The sequence below is a fragment of the Pseudomonas sp. CFBP 8772 genome (assembly GCF_014841665.1).
GTDB classification, from domain to species: domain Bacteria; phylum Pseudomonadota; class Gammaproteobacteria; order Pseudomonadales; family Pseudomonadaceae; genus Aquipseudomonas; species Aquipseudomonas graminis_B.
Window position 1 is genome coordinate 69,262 of sequence record NZ_JACYUI010000003.1, and the last position, 25,196, is coordinate 94,457.

Here is a 25,196-nt window from a genome sequence, read left to right on the forward strand (position 1 = left end):
CCGTGCGATGCCACGGTTGCGTTACATGTCAGGCCGAGAAGCTGCCAAGCGCGAGTTTCGCCGCCGCGCCGATCTTGTCCTCCAACACAGACTTGAATTCCTGTGCGATCGCTTCACGCTGCACTTCCTCGCCGACCCAACGCAGTTTCAGAACCGGCACCGGCCCGCTGGTGATGACGGAAATGCGCAGTGTGATGAGCTGCTCGGTCAGGCCTTCGAATGGCACGACGTGGAAGTGCAGCGCCGCCGGCAGTGTTTCTTTGCTGCGCGCCTCGATCTGGTCCATTGCACTTCGGCTGGCGCTGGTGTCACCAACGGTTGTTTCCGATTCGCTGGTGGCTTTGATGGTGATGGTGCGTACTGCCGCGATTGCCTTGGCGATTGGAGTGGCGGTGCCTGCGTCGTCAACCGGCGTCAGGTATTGGTGCCAGTCTTCAATCCAGTCGCTCAACTCTTTCTGGGCAAGGCGCTGACTCGAGATCTGCTGCGCCGCGGTGTAGCCGGCAGTTGCCTTGAGCTTCAACACGGCACGATCATCGGCGTGGCCAGGGTCAGAAGCGGTGCCGAGGTTGAACAACAGAACGCAGCTCATTTCCTCCTGGTTGATGAAGCCACGCGCGCCAGCCGCGGCGCGGTCGGCGACGTAGGTGCTGAAATCGGCCAGGGCGTGTGTGGTGTAGGTGCCGCGAAAGCGGCTACGGCCAGCCTGGTACTTTTCCAGATCCACAATCTTGGTGCCTTCCGGCAGCAGCGCCGTAGGGGTGTCGGTCGGCAGCGCTTTGCCTGTTGCTTCCAGCGCGGTGTCAGTGATGAGTTGAATTGCTTCTTTGCTCAGGGACATTTCACAGATCTCGTGTGGGGAAGGGGTAATCAGGTGCGGGGTTTGATCGGCGCTTCGTCACGACTGAACAGCTGGTCGTGCTTCTCCTGAAACAGCGAGATCTTGCCGCCGGTACCGACATGCATCGGCGTGTCGAGGCTGGTGTTCTCGCTGCGAGTGCCGCGCTTGGTTGGCACCTTGTAATCGAGCTTGTGCTTGATCTTCACCTGGTGGGATTCGCCGATCTGGCTGAAGTCCAAGGTGATGACCAGCTTGCCGGCCTTGCCGTGATCGACGACGCCGGCGGCAACTTCAGAGAGGGCGTGCCCAATCTGGCTGGCGAACGCACCGCCGTTCAGCTCTTCGAGGAATTCGGCGGTATCTGTGGGAGTGGACATGCGTGTTTCTCCGGTGGGGCCGGGAGCCCGCTTGGTGGGAGTTGGTGTTGGTTCTGTCGGCGGCGCTGGTGAACGCGGTTAATCGGTCGACGCATTGCTGGCGCTGGCCTTCTTTTTCTTGGTACGGCTGGTGGTGCCAAACATGCGAACGGCTCCGGTGGCACCGGGCGGTACGTGTTGAATGCGCTTACCGGTGACCAAGTACTCGTCGATCTGAGCGCTAAGCCGTGCGATCGCTTCTTTGTGCGGGTCAGGCTGGGGCGCGAAGTTCACTGCTGATACCCCAACACTACGATTCCGAGAATCACCATGCACAAGACGCCGGTCCATCGCAGCATCAGCCTTGCGAAGTTGCCTACTGTTAGCTGCGCGGCATGGGTGAACTCCGCAACATTCTCAAAGCTCTGTGCGGCCTGGCAGGCGCTGTTGTGGCCCGCGACCTCGGCCCGCTCCACACCCGTCCGCCGATCAACCACACCGAACAGGTTGTTCTGGTGAGGAATCACGACGTAACGCGGTTTCGCAGCGAACTCGGCGCGCGCCTCGGCGGCGCGCTGGCGCAATCCATCGTGGACGGCGCGCATTTGTCTAATGGTCTGGTTCATGTCCTTTCCTCAGATGGTTGCGTTTATTCGTCAGCACTCTGGCCGCCTGACGTAGGCCGATTGGGCGCAGGGGAGAGTGCTGACGGGTAAACGCTGGGTGAAAAAAAGCCCTGACGGTGCAGGGCTTTTTACATCTGCTGGTTCACAACGCCTCCGTACGTGAACCTTGCTTGCCGACGCCGCCTGATGCGGTAGGCCGGGTCAATGTCGTTTACATGGCTGCAAATCCTCCGTTGCTCGCTCACTGGGCAGGCAGTGGCTACCTATAGGATGGATTGATGCAAATGGCAGGTCTGGCGAACCCTAACTGCTTCCCGGCGTTATCACCGCGCTTTCAGCTCTGTGGCCGCGATCAGGTATCCGGGGACGAATGAGCAATTCCCGCTTTTGCGGTTCATCTGCTGATGCAGGGGGCCGCTTTCGCGGTGTGTACTCGTCCGCATCGGGCTACGATCTTCGAGGGCGAGCCCTCAACCTGCCGGATTCGATGCCCCGTGCTGGGCTGGCAGTTAACCGGTATGCACGTTCCGGCAAGATCGCACCCCGATGCGGCCTGGTGCTGGGGAGTACCAGGGCATCGGGCAGTTAACGTCAGGCTGACGCTGGAGCGCTTTTCAATCGTCGAAACCGTATGAAAAGTCGCCTTCTTCGCAGTCGATCAGCAGAACGGCGTTGCCGAAATACAGGGATGCGAGCATTCGTTCCCACTTGGTGCGTACGCTTCGTTTCAGGGAAACCTTTTTATCGTCGAGTTGGGCGCTGTACACCTGGCCGAAGGCGACCTTTGGCTGCCAGCGGTCGCCGGTCTCTCGCTCCCCCTCGATCATCACGTGCAGGTTGTGTTTCAGCGAATAGTCACTGCGGCGTGAAGAGCTGTAGATGTTTTGACCCTCTGGCGCGGGATCGAAGTAGATGTGGACGAATTTTCGGGTGTGAGAGTCGTCCTCTGTAATCCGGATTTCTGGCGCGCTCCAATGGTCTTGGGCCGCTTCTTCTTTGTGGGCGTCTACGAACTCTTCCAGCAGCGCTTTCAGCGAAACCTCCCCGGTGAGCAGACCTTCGCCGGTAAGTACCTCTGTAATTGAGGCATCTGCTTGGGCAAGGATCGCTGCTTCCATGCCTGCGGCTTCCCAGCGCTCGCGCAAAGCCGTGGCGATCATGGCGTTGTAGCGCTGCAACTCGAAAACGTCAGTGACGTTGGCCGGGAACGCTTTCTTTACTGCATCCTTTATCGACTCGCCGATGGTGCCGTAGGAGCGGAATGCGTCGTCGACGACGCTCTTGAACATCTTGTCGATACCGTCATCGATCAACTCGCGAGGGCGATCAGACAACGCATAGGCACTGACGCGTTCGGCCAGTAATTGCTGAAGGGTTTGTTCCATGGGTTGCTCCTTGCGTGTAGGTTGGATTTGAAGCTGCATTGGAATGTCGGTCCGCACCATTTTTCGCAATCGACGTCCGGGCTTCGCCAAAAACTGATTGTTCTGGAGACGCTTTTTTCATGTCCCGCCGACATTCCGACGCAGCCTCTGCCAAAGTGGTTGAGAAATTACTTTGAGCTTTGGGCTGGATCTCGGGCTTGTGTAACGCCTGACTAGTTGGTAAAAAAACCGCTCATTTTCTAAATGGAAGTTCGTTGTGCGCCTTTTTACTTTTTCTGCCTCAATGATTTTTGCAACTCTGCTAATGGTTAATACGGCCCAAGCCAAAGACGATTACGAAGTCAACGACGCGAACTGCACGCCTGAGCACCTCGACTCATTGCCCGCTGATGCGGCACGCCAAAAGCTTGCAGATGCATGTTTCCGAAGTGGGAGCTTCGAAAAGACACCACCGAAAAGCTGGTAAACCTAAGTTCTGCATGGAGGTCGCCCTGAGCGGCCGAGGCCTCCCGAACCTTACGGGTCGGGCGATCTCCGATGCAGCGTGGTCAGCGTTCAAACGTTCCAAGGTATCGGGCAGTTAACGCCAGGCTGACGCTGGCGCTGGTTGTCTATCTGCCGACTGCTTCCAGTTCGGCGTAGCTTGCCTGTAATCGCTCGATCAGGGCCTGTCGCTCTTGCCCGTTCAGGTGCCGGGCTGCGAGGTACAGGCCCTCGGCCAGGTCGCCGTCGAACTTCATTGAGCCCGCTGCGTGCTCCAGCTCGATGGTGATGTGCTTGGATGTCCGCTCCACCGATCAGATGAAGGCGGTGAGCGTCTTGGAGCCGTCGGCGTGTTCAGTGGTCATGTGCATCACCGAGCTGTGGTGCGCTGGGCGTCGGATGACTTGGGCGGCTCTTGCGAATCGCTCCTTGTGCTCATCAGCGCCATCAGGAAGAAGGGTCGTGCACGTGAGAGTGGAGCAATCCTCACCGTTCGGGCCTTCACCGGGATGTGCTATGTCGAAACTGGCAATCATCGCGATGCTGTGCTCTCGCGTAATTGCGATGACCTGCTGCATCAGCGGGCTGATCTGCGCGTCGTAAATATCTTCTTTGTTCACGGTGTCACCTCCGGTTGATTTCCCAATGCAGCCTGTCGCCAAGCTGCATCAGTGAAATTCTTATCCCGGTATCCGCATCGGCTCTTGATCAACAACAGTGATCGAGCCGCGGTCTGTAATCGCCACGCGAGCGGTAAGCCCAGGGTTACGTTCCGCGAGCTGGGGGTGCGGCTTGAACTCCTGAACTCGACCTGTTCTGTTTCCGATACCGACGTAGATCACGTCGCCAACCTCAATTTCGCATCCGCGTTTCGTTGCCATTGCCTTCGCTCCGTTGATTTCCCGTCTGGCCCTGTTGCCAAGGCCAGCCAGTGAAATCTTTCCCATTGCCGCCGGGGTGGCGGGGCGCACTGCTTGCCGGGTCATTCACGCGGTTCTGACGTTTCGTCATCGATCAGCCGTCCAGGGTTCTCCCTGTCGTTGGCAGGCTTTCCTCGTTCACCTGTCTGATCGCCGGTTGCCGGTAGAGGCAATGCGGTCTGTTGATTTGTTACTGCTGGTTTTTAAAGAGCGCCGCAGCTTCCGCCGCTGGCGCCAGGGTTGCTGGCGTTGAAGTAAATTTAGCCTCGAGCTAAACGTTAGTCAATAGCTATGAGCTAAATAATTTAGCTTTAAGTGAAATTATCGCTTCGCCGGTGCTTTTGCCGTGGTCGCTCCATTTGGGGGTTGTGGCGTCCCTTAGCAGGCAGCTAAGATTCGCAAATACTGTACATGCATACAGTTATAAAGGAGAGGATTATGGCCAAGACGCAAAAAACCAAGCCCCAAGAGCGCGTGACAATGTCTAGCCTGGAGCGCTTGAACCTAAGGGTAGCGAGCATGATCAACCACCCAATCGCCCAGGATCAGATGTGGGTAAAAATCCATAGGCTGGAGACCGACGGCGAGAGGGAATGGGACGAGGTGATGGGCGCGATCGCGGAAGTGGACGGGATCGAGATGGTCTTCAACGATGAGGACTGTTCCGTCACGCTGAAGTGGGAGGCGCCATCAGAGGAGGATCCGCGCGTTCAGCTGCGGGACGAATTCGAAGCGGTTGAGGAAGCTGCGCCTTTCTGATAGCTACAAAAAAGCCCGCTGCTTCAGCGGGCTTTAGTAAAGCGGTTAGCTTAGTCTTCGATCAATTTTTCAACTGTGATTGAGACGGGCTCCAGCTTCTTTGTCTTCGCAGACATTTTGTATTTTACGCTGACATCCGCCCTAACCTTGAATTTCCCGGCCAGTGCTTCTGGGTTGACGCCTTCGTCGAAGAGCAGCTTTACGCGTCGATCAATGAGCCCGCGGATTATCGCTGCCCAGCCCTTACTAGCTGAATCCAAATCAGTGGCCCGGATTTCAATATCTACATCGGGATGCCGCTGGTCAGTCTCGTAGGGCTCAAAATCTACGTTGTCTGGGACTTCTTTGACGGTGCTTGCCGGAATGGATAATTTCTCATTTTGATCCATTACCACAGCAGCACCTTCCTCTTTCTTAGCTGGCGCAATGATTTTTACTGCCGCCTGCGCCAGTTTCTTTTTGTCTGTGCCGCCAACCTTTTCGATGACCTTCACAAACTGGTCAGGGGAAATCTGGTACGACTCTGCCCCTATGACAACAAAATTGCTGTCCGTGATGTTGAGTGTGACAGCGGAGGGCTGAGTTTCCTTGGTCGAGATCGCATAGATCGCGCCGGCGGTTACGAGAGCGCCAATTACGCAAGTCACCGCTACAGCATTCTTCAGCACAGGCCGACCTTCACCGGGGAGCTTTCTGTAGACATTGCGACCACCTTCCCTGACCCTATCAAGAAACTTATTCATCTCCTCTTCGTCTTTGAAGAAGAGTTTGACCAGCACGTCCTCGACGAAGGACCCCTGTTGAAATCCTTCTACCAGCAACTCAGCAGACACGATAGCAGTATCGGTAAGCTCGGCTAGCGCTTGAGGCAGAAAGTGAACCGACACCTTATTCAGTGCGCTCAAAGACTCAATGACGTCCTTGACTGCCAGAGGCTGCTCATTGGTGTATTTGACCGAGTGCTCAATGAGCAGAGTGAATTCTGACATCCTGTTCCCTATCCCTATCAGCTTAGGTGCAGCTGGCTTCAAAAGCGCTGCGATCCATGGAAATGCGCTTCCGGTTGTCAGGCTTTACGGGCATTCCAAATGAGTAGCACCTTCGCATGGATCGTCACATCGTCGATCCGCGCGGTTTGGTTCTCGTAGTGCTGGTTATCTGAGATCAGCCTGTAATTCTCTTCGTCCAACCGCATTACGCGCTTGATGTACAGCTGTTGATGCCAAGTCAGCACGTAGATCCCGTCACCGATGAAGTCCTGCACACCTTTGTCGACGATCACTAGGTCTTTATCGTTGATGGTTCCTTCCATGCTCTGGCCCCAGCCACTGATCATGGCAAGTGCAGTCTTTGAGGTGTAGCTGACACCCTTCTCGCGAAGGATCTCTTCTCTCACCACCAGGTTACGCACTACCTCGGTGTAATCCGGCGGCACCTGTCCATGGCCCATCGCTGCCCGGATGTCGTACTGGCGGATAATGATCTCTTCGTTGGTAGGTCGCAGGCTGGAAAAGTTGGCAGGCAGGATGCTCGACGAACTTTCGTCTGGCTCTTCAGCCGCCGCCACGATCCGATCCCGAGCTTCTAACGACAGCCCCTTCACCTTTGCCAGCATTTTCTTGACCAGCTCCGCTGCCGTCGAATTTTGAATCTCGTCGCCGGCTTGGCTGGTTGCTTGAGCTGGAGGAGCAAGTGCCCCCGCGCCAGCTTCTCCAAGTGCGTCGAACCATCCTCTCGGTAGCCCTTCAACCGCTTCGATACGGCGGGCCACGTCATCGCCTAGGTTCTTCGCAGTCTTGTCAGACAGGATCTGGCTCAAATGCGCAGGTGCCATCCCCCAGCGTTCAGCGCAGGCGCCTTTCTTCTGGTTTCCAATGAGGTTGATCAGCTGCTGCTTGCGGATTGCATAGATGTCCATGCGCGCAAGGATGCCAGTGTTTAGCTCAATGCTAAATGTGCTCAAAGCTAAATATTCCTTGCTCTGTTATTAGCCCTAAGCTAAATTTCTCCTATGTTTTAGGAGATCCCTATGAATCACCACCTGCGTGAATGGCTTGCTGCCGCTCCTCCGCCGCGCCGTAAAGAAGTTGCAGCTGCGGCAAACACCACTGTTGGGCACCTCTGGCAGCTCGCCGGCGGTCATCGCAAGGCCTCTGCCGAGCTTGCCGAGCGCTTGCAGGATGCGTCGGGTGGAGAGATCACCATCGCTGGACTTCGTCCTGATTTGCTGTGCCTGGCTCACAAGGTCCTGCTCGGCGCTGCATAGGCGCTAGGTGTGGAAACATTTTGCAACGTGTGGTGGCACGCAGCCACTGAAACAAATTTGAGGGTTTACGAATGGAAGATTTCTTGCGGGCTTGCCACACGACGGTGAAAGAGAGCGGCGCAGAGGAACTGGCTGGGAAGATGTGTCTTGCCCATGTGAGCCTGCTGCAGCGCTCCAACCCGGACAACGCAGCTCACCACCTAACCATCGAGCATCTGTTCGGGGTTCTGCTCCACACCCAGGACATGCGCCCCTTGATGGCGCTCGCTGCCGGGTTCGGCTTTGACTTGGTGGCTAAGGAACAGCCCGCCGCGATCGATGTTCACCAGGCGCTGGGGCACGTAACCCTGGAGATTTCCGAAGTGACTGTCGAGACGCACCGCGCAATGGCTGACGGTCGCGTTGATCAGGTCGAGCGGGCGCGAATCATGCGCGAGATCGCTGAGGCAGAGAAGGCGCTGCACGTTCTCAAGGTCTCGATCAAGGCGGCCTAAATCGCAGGCAATAAAAAAGCCGGTGGCTAGACCGGCTTCTTCAACAACACTTGTGAGGTCCGATTATGCACACCACGAACACCCAGAGCAATAGGGCCACTGATTCGTCAGTTTTCCCAATGAGGCAGAACATGACGCGTCAGTCCATGTCGTCGCGTGAGATATCGGACCTGCTCAATTCTCGTCACGACAAGGTCAAGCAATCTATCGAACGCCTTGTCCAGCGAGGCACGATCGTCCAACCCCCACTGGGGGACGAACAGATCAAAGACTCTTTGGGCCGTCCGCGCACCGAATCCGTTTACCACTTGTGCAAGCGTGACAGCTTCGTAGTCGTGGCCCAGCTCAGCCCTGAATTCACCGCTCGGCTGGTTGACCGCTGGCAGGAGCTGGAAGACCAAGCGGCTGGCGTCCATCGGATACCGGCGGATTATGCAGAGGCCTTGCAGCTGGCGGCGGATCAAGCTCGTGAGAACAGCCGTCTCTTGGGCGTGATTCAACTTCAGGCGCCGAAAGTCGCGGCTATTCAACGTCTTGCAGCCGCAGAGGGCGCGATCTGCATTACTGACGCCGCGAAGCAACTCGGACTCACGCCCTCCAAGCTTTTCGACTGGCTCCAAGCGAACCGCTGGATCTATCGACGCGGTGGTTCCACGCGTTGGATCGCGATGCAGCCCCGAATCCGGTCTGGGTTCCTTAAGCACAAAGTGACAGCCCTCAAGCCCGATACTGAGACTGGCATCGAGCGTGCTGCCTTCCAGCCATTGGTAACCCCCAAAGGCCTGACTCGCCTGGCTGAAATCTTCCAGAGCGAGAAGTTCTGACATGCAGTTCACAGTGACCGTAAACCAGGTGAAGGCTTTGGAATGGGGGCTTAACTCCCAGCAAGCCCTTCTGTTTGCATTCGTCTATGGCTGCCCGAGCTGGGCCAAGCCGGTGAAGACTGATGCCGGTATTTTCTTTGCTCTCAGCAAGGCCAAAATCGTCGAAGAGCTGCCGTTGCTCACCGACAAACCAGACACCGCTTACAGGATGCTGAAGGCCCTGGACGAGGCAGGACTAATTGAGCTCTCCAGCACTTCCAACATCACGTTGTTCCGCCTGACCGAAAAAGGCACCGAGTGGAACAGAAAGCTTGATGGGTCGGAAAAATATCCGACCCAAGAGCGAGCAAAGGGTCGGAAAAATATCCGAGCTACCTCGGACAAATCTCCGAGCAAGGTCGGAAAAAAATCCGAACAAGGGTCGGAAAAATCTCCGACAAATCAGGATACCAATAATCAGGATACCAATCAGGATACCAGTCAGGGTTTGCAACTCGCCCCGGCTGCGCCGTCGCAAGCCGCCACTTTGACTCTGATTTCCAACGAGGCACCTCGCTGCGTAATTCCCGATGACATGCCAGGCCCGAAAGATCAGGCGTGCAAAACTTTCAAGGCTTGGGCGAATTACGCCATGGCCTACCGCAAGCGCCATAACGCATGGCCGGTATGGAACGCCAAAGTTGCCAAGCAGGTGTCGCTGCTGGTCGACCGTCTGGGCATCGATGTTGCTCACCACGTCTCTGCGTTCTTCCTAACCATCAACGATGCCCGCGTCTTGGGGAACATGCACAGCATCGGCGACCTACTGGCCAAGGCCGAGTCCTACCACACGCAGTGGACGACCAATCGCCAGATGAATGCGACCACGGCGCGCCAGATCGAGCAGACCCAAGCGAACATCAACGCCGCGCAACAGGCTGCCGAGAACATCCGCCAAGGAGGTCGCCGTAATGCTTTCCTATGACGAAATCGCCGAACTGTCAGGGGCAATCTGCGCCACCGCTGAGGCGATGGGCCAGACGATCAGCGCCGCCGGTGCCCAAGTCATTGCCGAGGATCTGGCCGGTTATGAGGCTGCGGTGATTATCGCCGCGCTTCGGGCCTGCCGCCGCGAGCCGAGTGGGAAGCTTTGCCTCGGCATGGTGCTGAAGAACTTACACGCCGCCGACGGTCGCCCGGGCAAAGATGAGGCCTGGTCGATAGCCCTTTCGGCGAGTGATGAGTACGAGACCGTCGTACTGACCGCTGAAATCCGCCAAGCCATGTCTGCCTCAACACCGATTCTGCAAGCTGGCGACAAGGTAGGCGCGCGCATGGCCTTCATGAGCGCTTACGAGCGCCTCGTCGCATTTGCCCGCGCCGAAGATCGCCCAGCTAAATGGGAAGTGTCGCTGGGCTATGACTCGGCCCGTCGCATGGTCGCCATTGAGTCCGCCGTACGCTCCCAGCTCATCACCCATGAGACGGGCAGCAAATACCTTGCTGACCTGCGCATTGCGCCCATCACCGAGGAAGGCCAAGCCATTGCGGGTCTGCTCACCGGCACTCAGCCGACTCATGTTGCCCCGCATGTTCGCGCCAAGCTCGACGAAGTCCGTCAGATTCTCAAAGAGAGCAAGCGGGTGAAAGAGCGCGATCGCCTGAAGCAAGCGCAGCGTCGCCGAGTAGATAGCTACCTGCGCAAGCGCCATGCCCGGACCGCTCTAAACGAACTCAAGATTGCCGCCGGCCAGGAGCGTTTCTGATGGCCTTTACCCATTCCCGAATCCAACAGCTCCTTGCCGGCCAGTCCTCCACCGCCCGGAAGATCTTCGAGCACGTGCCCATCCAGCAACCGTGGAGCGCCCACGACATTCACTGCGCGGCTTTGGCAGCCAACGCCACTTCCGTTGCTGTGCACGCGGTGCGGCGCGCGCTTGGCGAGCTGAAAGACGCCGGAATTATCCGCGAGCCAGTGGGCAGCAAATTTCAGCGCGACGCCGTAACCACAAAATTGAGGATTGAAAAGCCCATGTCGAAGCCTGCCATCGGAACCCTCGTTCCGCTCAAAAAGCCAGATATCCAGGCGCTGGATGCGCTGGTGGGTCTTTCCGCAGAAGTCATCAACTTGGCCGACGATATCGGTGCGCGCCTGAAAGCGCTCGCGTCACGCATCGAGGAGGTCGCTCTTTCGGTTGAGGTGGAACGCGATACCAACGCCGAGGCGCTGGGCAAGCTCAAGCAACTCCAGATCTTGCTGCAGGGGATCGCACAGTGAGCGCGCTCAGTACCCAAGTGTCCGGTGACCACTACAAGTCGCTGAAGATTCAGCCCATCGAATTCATCCATGCAAACGACATCCCCTTTGCCGAGGGCAGCGTCATCAAGTACGTGACGCGCTGGCGCGCCAAGGGCGGTATCGCCGATCTCGAAAAGGCCAAGCACTTCATCGAGCTGCTGATCGAACTCGAGAAAAAAGCGCAGGGGCCCGCCGAATGAAGACTTTATATGCACTGATCCGCGTTTTGTGCTGCGCCGTGTTGCTGATGGAGTTCGGCTACTCGCACCAGGTGAGCCCGGTCGAGTTCCAGTTCGGGGGTGGCTTGTGAGGGTCATCAGCAAAAAGCTGCGCGAGTCTGCCCGCGACCAGACCTGCACGTTGCGTCTGGATGGCTGCCAGTACGACCAAGGTGTGGTGCTGGCCCACCTCCCGTGCGGACAGAAGGGTATAGGGATGAAGGGGCCTGACGTAATCGCCTGCTTTGCCTGTGACCATTGCCACTCGGTGATCGACTCACGCATTCGCGGCGAATACACCGGGGCCGATCTTCTGCGCGCCCTGGCCGAAACTCAAATGTACTGGCTTGAGAAGGGCCTGATAACTGTTAAGGGTGCAGCCGCATGAAAACCAAACTGCTTTCCGCTTTCGTGAGTCTTGCGTTCAGTTTTGCCCTGCTGTCTGGGATCTATGAGCTGCACCAATTCGCCTTCTACGTAACGCTGGTGATGAACGTTATCGCCTGGGCACTCCTGCTAGCCGGGCAGGTTAAAGACGAAGTCGCATCGAACATTCGGCGGTATCCATGGATCAGCCTTCCATCCTCAATCCTATCGCTGTATGCGCTGATTTTTACCGGGCACACGGTCCTTGCAGCCTCCAGCTTCATGCTCACATCTCTGTTGCTTGCCGTGTCGTTCGCCAAACAGGCAGCGAAGTCATGACTTGGTCCCAACTGAAAACTCTGCTGAACAATGCCAAGGTTCTGCACGACGGTCGTGGCGGGTTCGCGTTCTCCTCGGTACGCCCGGCCCGCGAACCAGGTGGCAAATCATGAATGAGGTTCTGATTCTTCCTTGGCCGCCGAAGGTTCTGAGCCCAAATGCTCGCACGCACTGGGCCACCAAGAGCAAGGCGGCCAAGGCGTACCGCGCCGCCTGCTTCCTGCTGTGTCGGAAAGCGGGTCTACCGGTTCCCGCCGGCCGTGCGCTGCTGTCCCTCGAATTCATCCCGCCAGACCGCCGCCGCCGCGACGATGACAATTGCATCGCCGCATTCAAGTCTGGGCGTGACGGTGTGGCGCAGGCACTGGGCATTGATGACAGCAGGTTCGTAACCCAGCTCCAGATCAGCGAAGAGACGATCAAGGGCGGCGCGGTGCGCGTGCGGATTACCGACTACATCGAGACATCCGCATGAGCAAGACCCGCGCTGTGAAGCTGAGCGACGCAGAGATCCGCCGGCAGTCGGCCGACGTCGCCGTGCACGACCTGCGCGACCCACGTCACCCGGGCCTGTACCTGCGCTTCGGCAAAGATCGGCAGCGCGGCTCCTGGTATCTGGTCAAGGGCAAGGCTTGGAAGCACCTCGCGCGCTGGCCCGAACTGAGTGCAGCGGCCATCGTTGCGGAGTTGCCTGCGCTGCGTCAGCGCCTGCTTCACGATCCAGAAACCGCAGTAGCGGTGGGGCAGCTCGCGACCTGCGGACAGTTGATTGACTGGTACGGCGAGCGCATGAGCCTGGACCGTTCGCTGTCGGCGAAGCGTAAGGCCGGCGCCAAGTCAGCCATTAAGTGCCACCTGAAGCCCAGGCTGGAGCACATTCCTTTGCGGGACCTAACCGCCGCCGTATTGGACCGGGAGCTGATGTGGCCATGCCAACAAGACCTGTCTCTGTCGTACGTGCACCAGGTGTTCGTATTGCTGGTGGTCGCGTTCCTGCAGGCCTCCAAGCTGGGCCTGATCGATAAAAACCCTATGGCCGAAATGAAGTTCGTGGACTTCACGAAGGCTCGCATCATGCCGAAAGCCGCTCGACTGCGCGGCGGGCACCTGGCGGAAGTGGTGCCCATGCTGGCCGGCCTGTTCGAGAGCCAGCCCGGCGAGGCCATGCTGGCGCTGATGATGCTGTGCCATGGCACTCGTGTCGGTGAAACCCGAATGGCGCGCTGGTCAGACATCTCCATCCCGGACGGCGAGTGGTTCATTCCCGCCGAGAACACTAAGACCCGGACCGAGCACCGCGTTCCGTTAACCGCTCAGGCCAAGGCGCTGCTGACCCGGTACAGGGCCATCCAGCTGGCTCGTGGTTACGAGGGCATTTACCTGTTCCCGTCGCGTCGCGGCCGTGTGCTGAGCGAAGGGCAGGCGAGCGCGGTGTTTACCCGCATCGGCCAGGGCGAGTGGACCAGTCACGACCTGCGCAAGGTGGCCCGCACAGCGTGGACCGACCTCGGCATCGACGGACACATCGGCGAGATGCTGCTCAACCACTCGCTGGGCAAGATCGCGTCCACCTACATCAACACGCAGGCCCGAGCCCAGCGTCTGGCTGCGTTGGAGAAGTGGCACAACTGGTTAGATGAGCGCGGTCTGACCGCGATTCACAACCTGACAGACACCCAATATGAAGATTCGCAAAACCCAGCGCAAGCCACGAGCGGCGAGGGCTGCGAGCCTGTTTCAAACATTGTGAATGGCGAGGTTTCAAAAACATGAAAAAGAGCCATGGCCCTGCCTTCCGCAAAGAATTTAAGCCGCTGATGGAGTGCGGCACCTGTCGCGGCGCCGGCGTCGTCAGCGGTGTTTTCCATCAGCTTGATTGCACTGCCTGTCGCGGATCGGGCTGGGTTTGCCAGGTGACCGGCGAAGCGCTGCCGCTGGAAGACCTAGTGCCGCAACTGAACATGAAGCTGCGCAACGTCACCGCCGAGCTGAACCGGGCGCGACACAGCCAGGGCGGAGCGCACGAACAATACGAACAGAACAACCGCCGCGGTACCGGCGGATCGAACTACACAGGGGACTGAACAATGGGCATTTATAAAGACGTGATGGGCACACTGGTCCGTGTGCTGGCCGCCGACAATATCGACAACAGCACCAAGCAGAGCTGGCAGAAGCTGATCGACGCTGACTTGCGCCAGGGTGGCAGCGGCAGTTCAATCTCGGTCCGTGACAAGTTCGATTACGACTGCTGCCTCTACGCGCTGCTACACCGCCACCTTGATGCGGCCCACTGGGACGTGCTGGTGGCGAAATATTCAACTCATAAGGCCAACAAGGTTGGAGCGATCGGACGTCTCCCCAGCCGCATTGCCTCACCTGCACCGAGGCTGTTTATATATAAAGCGCTCACCGCCTGGGCCATCCCTCAACTAAAAGGCCTTCAGACGGGCAAACGCTCCACCGACATGATCGTGCTGCCGGCCGAATTCTACGACATGAATTCTTGGGATCCGGACGCCAACCCAGAGCGTACCCGTTACCGCTGGAGGGATGGGATCAAGAAGCGCTTGGAGGCGCTGGAAGAGGCTGCGGTGATCCACGCAACGGAGATATTCGACCTCGAAGAAATCTTCATCGACGCCGCTTGACACAGTGGCGGAATGGCCGTAAATTAAACCCATCATGTCGATCTTGCGCGTTATGAGAGAGACAGCTTAAGCCCCGCCATCACGCGGGGCTTTTTATTGCCCGCTAGAAAACGACAAAGCCCCGATCAGATCGGGGCTTTTTCTTTTGCGCGGAAAAGAGAGGGCGACTCCAGAAGGTGCGCTAACACCTCAAGGAGACGCCAGATCGCAGCGTGTACCTGCAAGCCAGCCAAGGCCCTCACTGCTCGCGCGAGCGGGGCGGAGCCTAGCAGAAACCCAAAGGCTTTGCAGAATGTTGAAAGATTGCAGATGTGGAAAGTGCAAAAGACTTCTTGCCCGTATCGGCGAGATGACGGAGCTCCAGATCAAATGTTCCCGATGCGGGACGTTGAATCATGTGAGGGCCAAGAGCCCCGAGCTATCGCCTTTGAGCGACATGGACGCGGACCTCTCCGCAAAAAACATTCGACTCAATAGGTAACAACATGCCAGTAGAAATGCCTGAAATGGTTATATATGCGTATCCAGGACCTCAAACGATCTATTCCACTGATGGCGAGTGGGACAATCTATTCGACGGACTACCAGAATATGTCCGCGAAGTCGAGGCTATTCCGCTCGCTGCACCGGCTCTCACACTTAATGGCGAGGCTGTATGGGCAGCTGCGTCGGCCGCAGACGCTCATAAGATGATGGATGAGATTGCCAAAGGGCTTAGCAGTCAGCCTGTTGACATGGTTCGCACTCAATTAGGCATTCATGCTTATGCGAACTACATCTGGGGCGAAAATGGTCCTGCGGTTGGGAAATTTGGACAGGCGCTTGACGGCTCGCTTGATCTCCAATACGGATACGGTCAATTCCTGGCAGCGAATCTGATCAATATCGACACTATCGGCACTATTTTGGGGCCGCACGCTGTTGATTTCTACGGCATCCCGACCATGCCATTCGCTGCATTGGGGTATTGGATTTTTGGCGGCGGTGCCCCTAGGTACGCGGATGTTCGCTCCCTAGATTTGGCGATTACGGTCGCGGATTTGAATCCAGTTAAGCAAATTTTGAGCGATCCTGCTTATCAGGCTGGTACGTATCAGATTACTGCAGAGCCATTCAGCTATAACACCTTCAACAATGTTTCTGATTTGCCAGTAGCTTTAACTGTCGGGCGGGTCTCTGGTAACCTCACCGGCGCGTTGACGATTAACGCGGATGGGTCTTATTCGTTTTCAGGCTCCTATACCCTGAACGACGACAAATTTGATGCTGATCCGAGCAATCGTCCATGGCTTCAAGAAGCGTTGACGACCTTCCTGATGCAGATGGGTGAAACGTTCGGCCATGCCGATTACGTCATTCATTTCCAAGGCGCTCAATCGGTCAACTTCACTGGAGTGCGCTAAACAATGATGAACAAGGCCTTGGGGCTGGCCTGTGCCGTATGTCTGATGTTGATGTCTGGCTGCGGCGAAAAGGATGCAGGAACCTGTCCTGAATCAGGGACCGAGGCTTTCTTCAAGAAGGCGATTGATGGCTACTACAAGCGGCACAACGAGTCGGACGCAATTGCGCGATACAAGCTCGCGGAGCCTAGTCATTATGACGCTACCACTAACTGGTGGATGGTCCCGTTCGACATCGACGGGCAGAAGCTTCAGGCGCTTATCAGCTGTGATGGCCGGCTCGAGATCACTGGAAGGTGAGTTGAGATCGGCAGTACAAATCCCCAACCCCGGCAAACGCTGGGGTTTTTTTTAGTCTTTTTCTGGAGTTGGGGTATGCAGACCATCAATCAAAAGATTGTACACAGCCAGGCCATGCGCAACGAGCACGCCGGCCAACTGCTGGTGCTGGGAATCCAGCTGGTGCCATCGCCCGAGTACCGGATTGGCGCAGGTGGCAAGGAAGACCTTTACGCTGCTCGCTGCAATCCAGAGTAGCCAATTAGCGGCAGCGACTAGCGTGGTATGACACGCACAATATTTCTAGCCCTGGCCCTCGCCGGGGCTATCTCGTTTCCAGCTCCCCGATGGGAACACACCGGATGAAGACCATGCCAGAAAAGAATCCTGATTTCTGGGGACAGGTGTGGCTTATCCTCAGTACACCGCTTTGGCAAGGCGCAATCATGGCCGCCACCGTCTCGCTCTTGCGTGTTCTGTACGAGGCCAAGGAGGCGAACAAATGGCGCATCGTATTTGAAGCGCTGATCTGCGGTGCGCTCAGCCTGTCGGCCAGCAGCGTAATCGAGTGGATGACCTGGCCTCCAAGTCTGTCGATCACAGCTGGAGGGACTATTGGGTTCATCGGCGTCACTGCAATCAAAGAGCTAATCATCAAGTTCCTCGGTCGCAAGGCGGACTCAGCATGAAGGCATTCGCAACGGCATTCATCATCGTTCTGGTAGCCATCCTCCTCATTGGCCTGCAGCAGTACCGGGTTATTGCGCTGCGGGGCGAGATGTCCGTCGAGACCAAAGCCAAGACAGACGCCTTGGCCGCCAACCTTGAGAGCCAGGCCACGATCACCACGCTGCGCGCGGAAGCTAAGCGGAACGCGGACTACGCCGCGGACCTCACCAAACGCGTTAAGGCCAGCGAAGAAAAGGCCCGAAAGGCCAAGAAGGATTTCGATGATCTTAAGCGCACCAACAAACCTGTTCGTGATTGGGCTGCTCAGCCTTTGCCTGACGGCCTGCGCGGCAAAGCCGCAAGTGGTAACAAAGACCACGGCAATAAGACTGGAAGCCCCTGAGCTGATCCCCTGCGAGCGGGTCAATGCAGATGACACCGATCTGCGTGACAACGGCGACGTGTGGGAACTGAAGGATCAGGCCATCAAGCTGCTCGACACATGTGCCGATCAGGTGGACGCTCAGATCCTGCGCAGCCAGAGCAAATAGGTGAGGAGTTGACGTCATTCACGCTGAAGCTGAGCTCTTAGCGAATCCTCGTAAAGCGTCAGCTGTGAATAGTCTAGTTGGTGATTCGGACCCCACTCACTTACGGGCAAAGCTAAAAGCTCGGTGAGTTGAATCTGAACGGCTTGGAGTGTGGCGATTACCACAGATTCAGGCATCGAGGCAGGTATTAGTGGGATCGAGTGTGATGGCATTACCTGCTGCGCCTAACCAAATGCATAGCAGCATTAAGAATGCATGCTGTGGCTTTAACAACAGCGGTTCGTCGTTTAGCCGTTTCCCATAATCATGCCGGTTGGACACGACCATGGAAGCGCTCTCAGTTGAGTGATGACAATGGCCTGCTCTGGATGCGCCGCCCGGCGCGAGTGGATTAACAAATGGTCGAAGGTGGCATATGAACGAGCAGCTGATCTCCTTGCTGGAAAGAACAGCGACAGCGCAGGAAGCCCAGGCAAAGGCGACGCAGATGATCGCGGATCGTCTCGACCTACTGATTCAGGCGATGGCCGAGGATGAGCCTGAAGACTCTGATGCCCAGCCCCTCAGATACATGGACGGCACGCCATGCCGTTGAGATCGCAGAAGCCGTGCAATGCCCAAGGCTGCAACGTGCTGACCCGCAACCCTCGATACTGTGATGCGCACAAGGACGTGGGCAAGCGGTTCGAAGTCAAGCAGCGTGAGCAGCAGCGCGAGACCAGCAGCCAGCGAGGTTACAGCTACAAGTGGCAGCAGGCCCGCAAGTCCTACTTGGCTAAGCACCCGCTGTGCGCTGAGTGCGAGCGGCGAGGGTTGGTGGTTGAAGCTACCGATCTCGACCACATCGTGCCGCACGGCGGAGACAAAGAGGCGTTCTGGGTTCGCTCTAACTGGCAAGGCCTGTGTCACTCATGCCACAGCCGCAAGACGGCGGCAGAGGACGGCGGCTGGGGCAACGCAAGGGCGTCTCGCACCAAGGCCACCTGAATGAGATCGATTCTCGTGAAATTTCATCGAAATTGATGGAAATGAGAAATATTCCCATTTCTAGGGGTGGGGAGGGTCAAAAGTCTGGGGCCTTCGGCTTCTAGACCGCGCCCTCAGTCGTTTTTTTACACCCGCGAAATTAAAAAATCAGGAGTTGCGCGATGGGAGGCACCGCCACGGTCGCCGGCCGTGGTCGCAAACCCAAGCCAACGGCCAAGAAAGCACTGGCCGGAAATCCGGGCAAGCGTGCGCTGAACACCGCCGAGCCCCAGTTTTCCAAGATCACCCAGATCGACCCCCCGGAGTGGTTCAGCCCTCGGGCGGCCACCATGTGGAACATGATCGTTCCGGAGCTGTTGCGCGAGAACGTTGTTGCAATCACCGATCTGCATAACGTTGAAGCCTTCTGCAGCGCCTATGACAACTGGCGCATGGCGCAGGAGTCGATCAAGGAGTTCGGCATTGTGGTGACCGGGGCTACCGGCGGCCCGATGAAGAATCCAGCGCTGACCGCGGCCAACGAAACGATGCGCCAGATGGTGACGTTCGGATCGATGCTGGGCCTGGACCCGGCAAGCCGCACGCGCTTGATCGGCGGAAACAAAGAAAAGGAAACCAACGAGTTCGCCAAATTACTGAGTAGCTGATGGCCAAATCCGCCCACCCCAACGTCGACAAAGCGATGGCGTGGGGGCGGTCATTGCTTCGCGGGAAGGTACCGGCCTGCCGTTACATTCATCAGGCGGTGCAGCGCCACTTCGACGACGTGGCTGCCAGCCGCAAGCGCGGGTTCCGCTTCAAGTTTGATCCCGCCAAGGCTGAAAAAAAGCTGAAGCTGATGCAGCTGCTGCCGCACACGAAAGGCGAGTGGGCATTCAAGCGTCAGCTGATCAGTCTGGAGCCCTGGCAGTTGTTCGGCCTGGCGGTCACATTTGGCTGGGTCAAGAAGAAAGGCGGTCACCGGCGGTTCCGCGAAAGCTACTGGGAAGTGCCCCGAAAGAACGGGAAGTCCGTAGTCGCCGGCGGCGTTGGTATCAGCATGTTTGTGGCCGACGGCGAGTTCGGCGCCGAGGTCTATGCCGGCGCGACCACCGAGAAACAAGCGTGGGAGGTTTTCCGGCCTGCGAAGCTGATGGTCAGCAAATCGCCCATGCTGATCCAGGCTGCCGGGATCGAGGTCAATGCCTCGAACATGAACATTCCGTCCGACTTCAGCCGCTTCGAGCCGCTCATCGGTGACCCCGGTGACGGTGCTTCACCGAGCTGCGCGATCGTTGACGAATACCACGAGCATCGGACCTCGGCCCAGTACGACACCATGCTGACGGGTATGGGCGCACGGCGTCAGCCGCTGATGTTCATCATCACCACCGCTGGCGCCGATATCGAAGGTCCTTGCTACGACAAGCGCCGCCAGGTCGTAGAGATGCTGGCCGGCACCGTGCCCGACGAGGAGTTGTTTGGCTGGATATGGACTCTCGACGAGGGGGATGACTGGACCGACCCGAAAATGCTGGCGAAGGCCAATCCGAATCACGGCGTTTCGGTGTTCCAGGAGTATTTGGAAAGCCAGCAGGCGAGGGCCATTCGGTCCGCGCGGTTCGCCAACACGTTCAAGACCAAGCATCTCAACCTGTGGGTCAGTGCGAAATCCGGTTTTTTCAACATGGAAAGCTGGAAGGCCTGCGAAGACACGACGCTGACGCTCGAACAATTCGAGGGCCAGGAGTGGATTGCCGGTTTCGACTTGGCGCGCAAGCTGGACATGAACTCAAGGGCGCGCCTGTTTTGGCGGGTCATCGACGGCAAGACCCACTACTACTGCATTGGTCCCAAATTCTGGGTGCCCTACGACACTGCATACAACACCGACAACAAGCGAATGTCGGAGCGCTTCCAGGCCTGGATCAACTCGGGGCATTTGGAAGTCACCGACGGCGCGGAGATCGATTACCGCGAGATCCTCGAGGACACCAAAGAGGCCAATCACCAAGCACCTTTGAGGGAATCGCCGATTGACCCGCACGGAGCAACCGGTCTGAGCCACGACCTGGACGATGAGGGATTCAACCCCATCACCATCACCCAGAACTACACCAACATGTCCGATCCGATGAAAGAGCTCGAGGCGGCGATCGAGTCTGGCCGCTTCCATCATGACGGCAATCCGATCATGACCTGGTGTATCGGCAACGTCATAGGCAAGACCCTGCCGGGCAACGACGACGTAGTGCGTCCGATCAAGCAGGGCGATGACAACAAGATTGACGGGGCGGTGGCGCTGATCATGACGATCGGCCGCGTGCTTGTAGATGCGGCGCAGAACACCACCGAATCATTCATGGACTCAATCCGGAATCCAATAATCGCATGAGCCCGCCATTGATGTTTTTCGTCCTGACGGCGTTGGCAGGTTTCGGCCTGCTCGTCGGAGGGGTTTTTATCCTGTTCGGCATCGGATGGGCGCTCATCGCAGCGGCTGCCTCTATGTTTCTGATTTCCGGCTTCATTCAAAAAGGTCTAGCAGGTGAATAAATCTCTCTCGCTGGTCCTCGGCAGGTCTGCGGCCAAGCCGATCAGGTCGCTCGGCGACTGGACGGGGAAAGCCGTCCGCCTGAGTGACGGTGGGTTCTGGGGCGCGTTCCTGGGCAACCAGTCCAGCTCCGGTAAATCGGTGAATGCCGACAACGTCATGCGCCTTTCTACCGTTTGGGCCTGCGTGCGGATCATTTCCACATCTGTCGCGGGCTTACCGCTGGGAGTATTCCGGCGAAAGGCCGACGGCGATCGCGAGGACGCGCGCGACTTCTCCCTGTACGACGTCATTCACAGCAGCCCCAACGAAGACATGACCGCTTTCCAGTTCTGGCAGGCGGTGGTGTCGTCGATGCTGCTCTGGGGCAACGCGTACTGCGAGATTCACCGATCAGGCGGCCGGGTCATTGCTTTGGATTTCCTCCTGCCATCCCGGGTGGATCTGGATGTCGATGATGACGGGCGGCTGGAGTATTGGTACCGGCCTCGTAAAGGGCCTCGCCGGCAGATCGCACGCGCCGACATGCTGCATATCCCTGCCTTCAGCATCGATGGGCGGGTGGGAATGTCCGCGATCCGGTTCGGCTCCGAGGTCTTCGGTGCGGCGATGTCTGCCGACGACGCTGCGAATGGCACGTTCAAAAATGGGCTGCTCCCAACGGTAGCGTTCAGTGTTGACCGAGTACTCAAGCCTGATCAGCGAGAGGAATTCAGGGAGTACGTCAAAACAGTATCCGGCGCAATGAATGCCGGGAAGTCGCCGGTACTTGAACAGGGCGTGAAGGCTGAAACCATCGGGATCAATCCGGTGGATGCACAGCTGCTTGAGTCGCGCGGACACAGCATCGAGGAGATCTGCCGCTGGTTCGGCGTCCCGCCGTGGATGGTGGGTAAAACGGACGCCGGCAGCAATTGGGGGACTGGTCTTGAGCAGCAGATGATCGCCTTCCTGACCTTCTGCATCAGCTCAATCACGAGCCAGATTCAGCAGTGCGTCAATAAACGCCTGCTCACGCCGGTCGACCGGCGAACTTACTACACCGAGTTTTCGCTGGAGGCCTTCCTGAAAGCCGACAGTGCGGGACGCGCGGAGTGGTACAGCAAGATGACCCAGAACGGGATCATGACCCGTGACGAATGCCGCGTTAAGGAGAACCTCCCACGCCACGGCGGCAACGCTTCGGTGCTCACCGTTCAGACCAACCTTGCGCCAATCGACAAGCTCGGACAGTCCACCGACGGGCAGGCCGCTCAAAACGCTTTGAAAAACTGGCTCGGCCAGGCCCAGGAGTAACCATGCCATTGAATGTAAACGCTCGCAGTTTCAACTGTGAGCTGAGCCCGCGCGCGCTTGATTTGTGGAATCCGGATCTGCGCGCTGCGCTGGAAGCTGGCACTGACACCATCACCATGTACGGCATCATCGGTGAGGATTGGCATGGCGAGGGCGTCACGCTCAAGCGCGTGGATGCGGCGCTTCGGTCGATTGGCGACAAGCCAGTGACGGTCTACATCAACTCCCCGGGCGGCGACATGTTCGAGGGGATCGCAATCTACAACCGGCTGCTCGAGCACTCGCAGGAGGTTACGATCAAGGTTCTCGGCCTTGCGGCCTCGGCGGCGTCTGTCATCGCTATGGCTGGCGCCAAGCGCGAAGTCGCCAAGACAGGTTTCCTGATGATCCACAACTGCTGGACCTACTTTGCCGGCAACCGCCACGCCATCCGTGAGCTTGCGGACACGATGGAAGAGTTCGACCGCGCAATGATCAGCCTGTACGCAGACACGAGCGGCCAAGATGAGTCCGCGGTGGAGAAGATGCTCGACGCGGAAACCTACATGAACGGCTCGAACGCCGTTGAAAAGGGTTTCGCTACCGGCCTGATCTCCGCATCCGAAGTAGAGCAAGCCCCCAGCGAAGAAGGTAGTCAGGCGCACTCGGCCCGCAAGCTCGACGCTGCGCTCGCCAAATCAGGGATGCCGCGCAGCGAGCGCCGCAAGCTCATCTCAGAAATCAAGACCAGCACGTCTAGCGCTGCTGGCGGCGACACGCTTCGCGCTGTCGTGCCGGGCAAGCCTAGCGCTGCCCTTGATGTATCCGCGTTTGAAGAAACCGCAAATCAGGCGTCAGCACTTCGGGGACTCATCCCCGCCTGCTGATCGACTGGCGCTGCAACCCACTAGATAACCGCCCGAGAGGCGGTTTTTTCATTTCTGAAAGGACAAAATCATGGCTGTAGATCTTTCTGCAATTGAAGCTTCCCAGAAGCAAACACAAGCCGACCTGAAAGCTGTTGGCGACCAGATCAAGACTTACGCCGAGCGCACCGAGAAGGAAATCAAAGCCTCCGGTGAAATGCAGGCTGAAACCCGTGGCAAGGTGGACGAGCTGCTGCTGAAGCAGGGCGAGCTTCAGGCTCGCATGCAGGACGCTGAGCAAAAGCTGGTCAATGCCAACAAGCGTCATGAACCGGAAGTTCATCAGTCTGCCGGCCAGCTCGTCGCCGCGAAAATGGCAGAAGAAGGCGTAAACAGCTCTTTCCGCGGCTCCCGCCGTGTGACAGTACCGCGAGCCGCAATCACCTCTGTGCCGACCTCCGGTGGCGCACTGGTGCAGACCGAGCGAGTCGGCATTGTTCTCGCGCCGCAGCGCCGCTTGACCATTCGCGATCTGGTTGCACCTGGCACCACCGACAGCAACGCTATCGAGTACGTGCGTGAAACTGGCTTCACCAACAACGCCGCAATCGTCGGCGAAGGCCTGGCCAAGCCGTACAGCGATCTGAAATTCGAGCTCCAGAACGCCAACGTGCGAACCATCGCACACCTGTTCAAAGGCAGCCGCCAAATCCTAGACGACGCTTCTGCGTTGCAGAGCTACATCGACGCCCGAGCTCGCTACGGCCTGCTGATGGCCGAGGAAGCGCAGCTGCTGTACGGCAACGGCACCGGCAACAACTTAAAGGGGATCATCCCCCAAGCCCAGATCTACGCGCCGCCTGCAGGCGTGCAGGTACAGGCTATCCAGCGCATCGACCGCATTCGTCTGGCGCTCCTGCAGGCGCAGTTGGCCGAGTTCCCGTCCACCGGCATCGTGCTGAACCCGATCGACTGGGCGGCCATCGAGCTGCTCAAGGACGGTGAAGGTCGCTACATCATTGGCAAGCCGCAAGAAGGTACCGCAGCGCGCTTGTGGAACCTGCCGGTCGTTGAAACCCAAGCCATTGTTCAGGACCAGTTCCTGGTAGGCGCGTTTAGCCTGGCTGCGCAGATCTTTGACCGGATGGGTATCGAAGTGCTGGTCTCGACTGAGAACGCCGACGACTTCGAGAAGAACATGGTGACCATCCGCGCTGAAGAGCGCTGCGCCTTCTCTGTGTACCGCCCGGAAGCTTTCGTGACCGGTCCTCTGACCCCAGCCGCTTAACCCTTCCCACAGAGCGCCTCCCGCGGGCGGCCTCACTGATTCAGGAGAGACGAACATGGCACGTGCAAGCGCAAGCGATGCAACCAAGGGGGCTGCTACAGCCGCAACTACGACTTCTGCCCCGTCTGGACAGCAGACTTCAGCAGAAGGCACCACCGCCACGGCCATTGCGCCCGGCGTACAAGTTGGGACCGCGGTAGGGGATAGCGCTTCCGTGGCTGGCGCAGGGACTGGTCCGCTCCAGCCCGCTGATCCGGCCAATGGCATTGGCAACACCGTGCAGGCTGGTCAACCGGCCTCCGGTACCGCAGCAGCCGGCTCGACGATTACCCTCGAAGCTGCTGCAGCGGCCGGTGACCAGTTGCAGACGGATGGCGCTGCTGAGGACCGCAACGAGATCATGATTTACCCGGTGCGTAGCTACCTGGATGGAAAAGAGATTCGCCGTGCTGGTGGCGAAGGTTACAAGTCGCCCAAGCATGACGCGGTGTCGCTGGTCGCTGCCGGCCTGGCTACCGACAAAAAGCCGAAGGCCTGAC

41 protein-coding genes are annotated in these 25,196 nt (G+C 58.0%); 31 read left to right on the top strand and 10 right to left on the bottom strand.

The annotated features are described in order from the left end of the window. Positions 1–28: 28 nt before the first annotated feature. The 5 genes from IFT99_RS07095 to IFT99_RS07115 all read right to left on the bottom strand — a co-directional run bounded on the left by IFT99_RS07095 (position 29) and on the right by IFT99_RS07115 (position 3,208). On the bottom strand, positions 29–841 hold the full coding sequence (locus IFT99_RS07095; RefSeq protein ID WP_192131136.1) for a DUF2303 family protein: 813 nt from the start codon (positions 839–841) through the stop codon (positions 29–31). 29 nt (positions 842–870) lie between these two features. Further along, entirely contained in the window at positions 871–1,218 is a 348-nt protein-coding gene (locus IFT99_RS07100; protein ID WP_192131138.1) for a hypothetical protein, read from the bottom strand. A gap of 78 nt (positions 1,219–1,296) precedes the next feature. Continuing rightward, positions 1,297–1,491, bottom strand: a complete 195-nt coding sequence (locus IFT99_RS07105) for a hypothetical protein (protein WP_192131140.1) — start codon at positions 1,489–1,491, stop codon at positions 1,297–1,299. Continuing rightward, a complete protein-coding gene (locus tag IFT99_RS07110) occupies positions 1,488–1,823 on the bottom strand; it encodes a hypothetical protein (RefSeq protein ID WP_192131142.1) in 336 nt (111 codons plus the stop codon). The genes IFT99_RS07105 and IFT99_RS07110 overlap by 4 nt, the downstream gene beginning before the upstream one ends. Positions 1,824–2,437: 614 nt before the next feature. Next, a complete protein-coding gene (locus IFT99_RS07115; protein ID WP_192131144.1) occupies positions 2,438–3,208 on the bottom strand; it encodes a hypothetical protein in 771 nt (256 codons plus the stop codon). A 304-nt stretch (positions 3,209–3,512) separates the two neighbouring features. Here IFT99_RS07115 and trbK point away from each other — a divergent pair, with 304 nt between their 5' ends. After that, positions 3,513–3,674, top strand: a complete 162-nt coding sequence (gene trbK, locus IFT99_RS26675) for an entry exclusion lipoprotein TrbK (RefSeq protein WP_446731122.1) — start codon at positions 3,513–3,515, stop codon at positions 3,672–3,674. Positions 3,675–3,819: 145 nt separating this feature from the next. Here the strand turns inward: trbK and IFT99_RS07125 are convergent, their stop codons facing one another. Genes IFT99_RS07125 through IFT99_RS07135 form a run of 3 tightly spaced genes read right to left on the bottom strand, consistent with a single transcriptional unit; the run spans position 3,820 to position 4,572 of the window. After that, positions 3,820–4,002 (bottom strand): hypothetical protein, encoded by a 183-nt coding sequence (locus IFT99_RS07125; RefSeq protein WP_192131148.1) that lies wholly within the window; start codon positions 4,000–4,002, stop codon positions 3,820–3,822. A 3-nt stretch (positions 4,003–4,005) separates the two neighbouring features. Then, positions 4,006–4,311 (bottom strand): hypothetical protein, encoded by a 306-nt coding sequence (locus IFT99_RS07130; RefSeq protein ID WP_192131150.1) that lies wholly within the window; start codon positions 4,309–4,311, stop codon positions 4,006–4,008. Positions 4,312–4,371: 60 nt separating this feature from the next. Next, entirely contained in the window at positions 4,372–4,572 is a 201-nt protein-coding gene (locus tag IFT99_RS07135; protein ID WP_192131152.1) for a hypothetical protein, read from the bottom strand. 477 nt (positions 4,573–5,049) lie between these two features. Here IFT99_RS07135 and IFT99_RS07140 point away from each other — a divergent pair, with 477 nt between their 5' ends. Further along, positions 5,050–5,370 (top strand): DUF1654 domain-containing protein, encoded by a 321-nt coding sequence (locus tag IFT99_RS07140; RefSeq protein ID WP_192131154.1) that lies wholly within the window; start codon positions 5,050–5,052, stop codon positions 5,368–5,370. A 50-nt stretch (positions 5,371–5,420) separates the two neighbouring features. Here the strand turns inward: IFT99_RS07140 and IFT99_RS07145 are convergent, their stop codons facing one another. Further along, a complete protein-coding gene (locus tag IFT99_RS07145) occupies positions 5,421–6,359 on the bottom strand; it encodes a hypothetical protein (protein ID WP_192131155.1) in 939 nt (312 codons plus the stop codon). Positions 6,360–6,436: 77 nt separating this feature from the next. After that, positions 6,437–7,288, bottom strand: coding sequence for a S24 family peptidase (locus tag IFT99_RS07150; RefSeq protein ID WP_192131957.1), 852 nt, complete (start codon positions 7,286–7,288; stop codon positions 6,437–6,439). Between the two features lie 111 nt (positions 7,289–7,399). Here IFT99_RS07150 and IFT99_RS07155 point away from each other — a divergent pair, with 111 nt between their 5' ends. From IFT99_RS07155 to IFT99_RS07295, 29 genes are all read left to right on the top strand, one after another. Continuing rightward, on the top strand, positions 7,400–7,636 hold the full coding sequence (locus IFT99_RS07155; RefSeq protein ID WP_037010812.1) for a hypothetical protein: 237 nt from the start codon (positions 7,400–7,402) through the stop codon (positions 7,634–7,636). Between the two features lie 71 nt (positions 7,637–7,707). Continuing rightward, the gene (locus IFT99_RS07160; RefSeq protein ID WP_192131157.1) at positions 7,708–8,130 is read left to right on the top strand and encodes a phage regulatory CII family protein; all 423 of its coding nucleotides are present in this window, start codon (positions 7,708–7,710) and stop codon (positions 8,128–8,130) included. 131 nt (positions 8,131–8,261) lie between these two features. After that, a complete protein-coding gene (locus IFT99_RS07165) occupies positions 8,262–8,954 on the top strand; it encodes a phage antirepressor KilAC domain-containing protein (RefSeq protein WP_244656923.1) in 693 nt (230 codons plus the stop codon). 1 nt (position 8,955) lies between these two features. After that, on the top strand, positions 8,956–9,918 hold the full coding sequence (locus tag IFT99_RS07170) for a phage replication protein (protein WP_192131159.1): 963 nt from the start codon (positions 8,956–8,958) through the stop codon (positions 9,916–9,918). Next, positions 9,905–10,699, top strand: a complete 795-nt coding sequence (locus IFT99_RS07175; protein WP_192131161.1) for a hypothetical protein — start codon at positions 9,905–9,907, stop codon at positions 10,697–10,699. The genes IFT99_RS07170 and IFT99_RS07175 overlap by 14 nt, the downstream gene beginning before the upstream one ends. After that, complete coding sequence (locus IFT99_RS07180; RefSeq protein ID WP_192131163.1) at positions 10,699–11,211, top strand: hypothetical protein; 513 nt, start codon at positions 10,699–10,701, stop codon at positions 11,209–11,211. The genes IFT99_RS07175 and IFT99_RS07180 overlap by 1 nt, the downstream gene beginning before the upstream one ends. Next, entirely contained in the window at positions 11,208–11,432 is a 225-nt protein-coding gene (locus IFT99_RS07185; RefSeq protein WP_192131165.1) for a DUF3310 domain-containing protein, read from the top strand. The genes IFT99_RS07180 and IFT99_RS07185 overlap by 4 nt, the downstream gene beginning before the upstream one ends. Positions 11,433–11,538: 106 nt before the next feature. Then, on the top strand, positions 11,539–11,838 hold the full coding sequence (locus IFT99_RS07190) for a nuclease domain-containing protein (RefSeq protein WP_192131167.1): 300 nt from the start codon (positions 11,539–11,541) through the stop codon (positions 11,836–11,838). Further along, a complete protein-coding gene (locus IFT99_RS07195; protein WP_192131169.1) occupies positions 11,835–12,155 on the top strand; it encodes a hypothetical protein in 321 nt (106 codons plus the stop codon). The genes IFT99_RS07190 and IFT99_RS07195 overlap by 4 nt, the downstream gene beginning before the upstream one ends. Positions 12,156–12,264: 109 nt before the next feature. Continuing rightward, positions 12,265–12,630, top strand: a complete 366-nt coding sequence (locus IFT99_RS07200) for an endodeoxyribonuclease RusA (protein ID WP_192131171.1) — start codon at positions 12,265–12,267, stop codon at positions 12,628–12,630. Beyond that, positions 12,627–13,928, top strand: coding sequence for a tyrosine-type recombinase/integrase (locus IFT99_RS07205; protein ID WP_192131173.1), 1,302 nt, complete (start codon positions 12,627–12,629; stop codon positions 13,926–13,928). The genes IFT99_RS07200 and IFT99_RS07205 overlap by 4 nt, the downstream gene beginning before the upstream one ends. Continuing rightward, on the top strand, positions 13,925–14,239 hold the full coding sequence (locus IFT99_RS07210; RefSeq protein ID WP_192131175.1) for a hypothetical protein: 315 nt from the start codon (positions 13,925–13,927) through the stop codon (positions 14,237–14,239). Before IFT99_RS07205 ends, IFT99_RS07210 begins: the two co-directional genes overlap by 4 nt. Positions 14,240–14,242: 3 nt before the next feature. Beyond that, positions 14,243–14,806, top strand: coding sequence for a hypothetical protein (locus IFT99_RS07215; protein WP_192131177.1), 564 nt, complete (start codon positions 14,243–14,245; stop codon positions 14,804–14,806). Between the two features lie 292 nt (positions 14,807–15,098). Beyond that, entirely contained in the window at positions 15,099–15,287 is a 189-nt protein-coding gene (locus tag IFT99_RS07220; RefSeq protein ID WP_103697028.1) for a Com family DNA-binding transcriptional regulator, read from the top strand. A 4-nt stretch (positions 15,288–15,291) separates the two neighbouring features. Continuing rightward, complete coding sequence (locus IFT99_RS07225) at positions 15,292–16,209, top strand: lipid II-degrading bacteriocin (protein ID WP_146052114.1); 918 nt, start codon at positions 15,292–15,294, stop codon at positions 16,207–16,209. A gap of 3 nt (positions 16,210–16,212) precedes the next feature. Then, positions 16,213–16,509 carry a hypothetical protein gene (locus IFT99_RS07230; protein WP_192131179.1) on the top strand — a complete coding sequence of 99 codons (297 nt, stop codon included), beginning with the start codon at positions 16,213–16,215 and terminating at the stop codon, positions 16,507–16,509. 75 nt (positions 16,510–16,584) lie between these two features. After that, positions 16,585–16,746 carry a hypothetical protein gene (locus IFT99_RS07235; RefSeq protein WP_192131181.1) on the top strand — a complete coding sequence of 54 codons (162 nt, stop codon included), beginning with the start codon at positions 16,585–16,587 and terminating at the stop codon, positions 16,744–16,746. Between the two features lie 104 nt (positions 16,747–16,850). Beyond that, positions 16,851–17,177, top strand: a complete 327-nt coding sequence (locus IFT99_RS07240) for a phage holin, lambda family (protein ID WP_192131183.1) — start codon at positions 16,851–16,853, stop codon at positions 17,175–17,177. Then, entirely contained in the window at positions 17,174–17,560 is a 387-nt protein-coding gene (locus IFT99_RS07245) for a hypothetical protein (protein WP_192131185.1), read from the top strand. Before IFT99_RS07240 ends, IFT99_RS07245 begins: the two co-directional genes overlap by 4 nt. After that, positions 17,520–17,708, top strand: coding sequence for a hypothetical protein (locus tag IFT99_RS07250; protein WP_192132006.1), 189 nt, complete (start codon positions 17,520–17,522; stop codon positions 17,706–17,708). The genes IFT99_RS07245 and IFT99_RS07250 overlap by 41 nt, the downstream gene beginning before the upstream one ends. A 415-nt stretch (positions 17,709–18,123) precedes the next feature. Next, positions 18,124–18,303 (top strand): hypothetical protein, encoded by a 180-nt coding sequence (locus IFT99_RS07255; protein WP_192131187.1) that lies wholly within the window; start codon positions 18,124–18,126, stop codon positions 18,301–18,303. Beyond that, complete coding sequence (locus tag IFT99_RS07260; protein ID WP_192131189.1) at positions 18,294–18,695, top strand: HNH endonuclease; 402 nt, start codon at positions 18,294–18,296, stop codon at positions 18,693–18,695. The genes IFT99_RS07255 and IFT99_RS07260 overlap by 10 nt, the downstream gene beginning before the upstream one ends. A 161-nt stretch (positions 18,696–18,856) precedes the next feature. Further along, positions 18,857–19,342, top strand: a complete 486-nt coding sequence (locus IFT99_RS07265; RefSeq protein ID WP_192131192.1) for a phage terminase small subunit P27 family — start codon at positions 18,857–18,859, stop codon at positions 19,340–19,342. Then, positions 19,342–21,069: a terminase large subunit gene (locus IFT99_RS07270; protein WP_122537673.1), complete on the top strand. Its 1,728-nt coding sequence runs from the start codon at positions 19,342–19,344 to the stop codon at positions 21,067–21,069. The genes IFT99_RS07265 and IFT99_RS07270 overlap by 1 nt, the downstream gene beginning before the upstream one ends. Next, complete coding sequence (locus IFT99_RS07275; protein ID WP_192132008.1) at positions 21,066–21,230, top strand: hypothetical protein; 165 nt, start codon at positions 21,066–21,068, stop codon at positions 21,228–21,230. Before IFT99_RS07270 ends, IFT99_RS07275 begins: the two co-directional genes overlap by 4 nt. Continuing rightward, on the top strand, positions 21,223–22,524 hold the full coding sequence (locus IFT99_RS07280; protein WP_192131193.1) for a phage portal protein: 1,302 nt from the start codon (positions 21,223–21,225) through the stop codon (positions 22,522–22,524). Before IFT99_RS07275 ends, IFT99_RS07280 begins: the two co-directional genes overlap by 8 nt. Positions 22,525–22,526: 2 nt before the next feature. Next, the gene (locus tag IFT99_RS07285) at positions 22,527–23,390 is read left to right on the top strand and encodes a head maturation protease, ClpP-related (RefSeq protein ID WP_192131195.1); all 864 of its coding nucleotides are present in this window, start codon (positions 22,527–22,529) and stop codon (positions 23,388–23,390) included. A 70-nt stretch (positions 23,391–23,460) separates the two neighbouring features. Beyond that, entirely contained in the window at positions 23,461–24,657 is a 1,197-nt protein-coding gene (locus tag IFT99_RS07290; protein ID WP_192131197.1) for a phage major capsid protein, read from the top strand. Positions 24,658–24,871: 214 nt separating this feature from the next. Beyond that, complete coding sequence (locus IFT99_RS07295) at positions 24,872–25,195, top strand: hypothetical protein (RefSeq protein ID WP_192131199.1); 324 nt, start codon at positions 24,872–24,874, stop codon at positions 25,193–25,195. Position 25,196: the final 1 nt, after the last annotated feature.

Excerpts from the sequence above, each read along its gene's own strand:
- IFT99_RS07275 (WP_192132008.1), top strand. The coding sequence starts at position 21,066 with ATGAGCCCGCCATTGATGTTTTTCGTCCTGACGGCGTTGGCAGGTTTC.
- IFT99_RS07225 (WP_146052114.1), top strand. The coding sequence starts at position 15,292 with ATGCCAGTAGAAATGCCTGAAATGGTTATATATGCGTATCCAGGACCT.
- IFT99_RS07255 (WP_192131187.1), top strand. The coding sequence starts at position 18,124 with ATGAACGAGCAGCTGATCTCCTTGCTGGAAAGAACAGCGACAGCGCAG.
- IFT99_RS07155 (WP_037010812.1), top strand. The coding sequence starts at position 7,400 with ATGAATCACCACCTGCGTGAATGGCTTGCTGCCGCTCCTCCGCCGCGC.
- trbK (WP_446731122.1), top strand. The coding sequence starts at position 3,513 with ATGGTTAATACGGCCCAAGCCAAAGACGATTACGAAGTCAACGACGCG.
- IFT99_RS07175 (WP_192131161.1), top strand. The coding sequence starts at position 9,905 with ATGCTTTCCTATGACGAAATCGCCGAACTGTCAGGGGCAATCTGCGCC.
- IFT99_RS07180 (WP_192131163.1), top strand. The coding sequence starts at position 10,699 with ATGGCCTTTACCCATTCCCGAATCCAACAGCTCCTTGCCGGCCAGTCC.
- IFT99_RS07260 (WP_192131189.1), top strand. The coding sequence starts at position 18,294 with ATGCCGTTGAGATCGCAGAAGCCGTGCAATGCCCAAGGCTGCAACGTG.
- IFT99_RS07220 (WP_103697028.1), top strand. The coding sequence starts at position 15,099 with ATGTTGAAAGATTGCAGATGTGGAAAGTGCAAAAGACTTCTTGCCCGT.
- IFT99_RS07145 (WP_192131155.1), bottom strand. The coding sequence starts at position 6,359 with ATGTCAGAATTCACTCTGCTCATTGAGCACTCGGTCAAATACACCAAT.
- IFT99_RS07290 (WP_192131197.1), top strand. The coding sequence starts at position 23,461 with ATGGCTGTAGATCTTTCTGCAATTGAAGCTTCCCAGAAGCAAACACAA.
- IFT99_RS07170 (WP_192131159.1), top strand. The coding sequence starts at position 8,956 with ATGCAGTTCACAGTGACCGTAAACCAGGTGAAGGCTTTGGAATGGGGG.
- IFT99_RS07245 (WP_192131185.1), top strand. The coding sequence starts at position 17,174 with ATGAAGGCATTCGCAACGGCATTCATCATCGTTCTGGTAGCCATCCTC.
- IFT99_RS07115 (WP_192131144.1), bottom strand. The coding sequence starts at position 3,208 with ATGGAACAAACCCTTCAGCAATTACTGGCCGAACGCGTCAGTGCCTAT.
- IFT99_RS07230 (WP_192131179.1), top strand. The coding sequence starts at position 16,213 with ATGATGAACAAGGCCTTGGGGCTGGCCTGTGCCGTATGTCTGATGTTG.
- IFT99_RS07235 (WP_192131181.1), top strand. The coding sequence starts at position 16,585 with ATGCAGACCATCAATCAAAAGATTGTACACAGCCAGGCCATGCGCAAC.
- IFT99_RS07215 (WP_192131177.1), top strand. The coding sequence starts at position 14,243 with ATGGGCATTTATAAAGACGTGATGGGCACACTGGTCCGTGTGCTGGCC.
- IFT99_RS07285 (WP_192131195.1), top strand. The coding sequence starts at position 22,527 with ATGCCATTGAATGTAAACGCTCGCAGTTTCAACTGTGAGCTGAGCCCG.
- IFT99_RS07095 (WP_192131136.1), bottom strand. The coding sequence starts at position 841 with ATGTCCCTGAGCAAAGAAGCAATTCAACTCATCACTGACACCGCGCTG.
- IFT99_RS07140 (WP_192131154.1), top strand. The coding sequence starts at position 5,050 with ATGGCCAAGACGCAAAAAACCAAGCCCCAAGAGCGCGTGACAATGTCT.
- IFT99_RS07240 (WP_192131183.1), top strand. The coding sequence starts at position 16,851 with ATGAAGACCATGCCAGAAAAGAATCCTGATTTCTGGGGACAGGTGTGG.
- IFT99_RS07200 (WP_192131171.1), top strand. The coding sequence starts at position 12,265 with ATGAATGAGGTTCTGATTCTTCCTTGGCCGCCGAAGGTTCTGAGCCCA.
- IFT99_RS07150 (WP_192131957.1), bottom strand. The coding sequence starts at position 7,288 with ATGGACATCTATGCAATCCGCAAGCAGCAGCTGATCAACCTCATTGGA.
- IFT99_RS07205 (WP_192131173.1), top strand. The coding sequence starts at position 12,627 with ATGAGCAAGACCCGCGCTGTGAAGCTGAGCGACGCAGAGATCCGCCGG.
- IFT99_RS07100 (WP_192131138.1), bottom strand. The coding sequence starts at position 1,218 with ATGTCCACTCCCACAGATACCGCCGAATTCCTCGAAGAGCTGAACGGC.
- IFT99_RS07165 (WP_244656923.1), top strand. The coding sequence starts at position 8,262 with ATGACGCGTCAGTCCATGTCGTCGCGTGAGATATCGGACCTGCTCAAT.
- IFT99_RS07195 (WP_192131169.1), top strand. The coding sequence starts at position 11,835 with ATGAAAACCAAACTGCTTTCCGCTTTCGTGAGTCTTGCGTTCAGTTTT.
- IFT99_RS07265 (WP_192131192.1), top strand. The coding sequence starts at position 18,857 with ATGGGAGGCACCGCCACGGTCGCCGGCCGTGGTCGCAAACCCAAGCCA.
- IFT99_RS07270 (WP_122537673.1), top strand. The coding sequence starts at position 19,342 with ATGGCCAAATCCGCCCACCCCAACGTCGACAAAGCGATGGCGTGGGGG.
- IFT99_RS07110 (WP_192131142.1), bottom strand. The coding sequence starts at position 1,823 with ATGAACCAGACCATTAGACAAATGCGCGCCGTCCACGATGGATTGCGC.
- IFT99_RS07160 (WP_192131157.1), top strand. The coding sequence starts at position 7,708 with ATGGAAGATTTCTTGCGGGCTTGCCACACGACGGTGAAAGAGAGCGGC.
- IFT99_RS07135 (WP_192131152.1), bottom strand. The coding sequence starts at position 4,572 with ATGGCAACGAAACGCGGATGCGAAATTGAGGTTGGCGACGTGATCTAC.
- IFT99_RS07210 (WP_192131175.1), top strand. The coding sequence starts at position 13,925 with ATGAAAAAGAGCCATGGCCCTGCCTTCCGCAAAGAATTTAAGCCGCTG.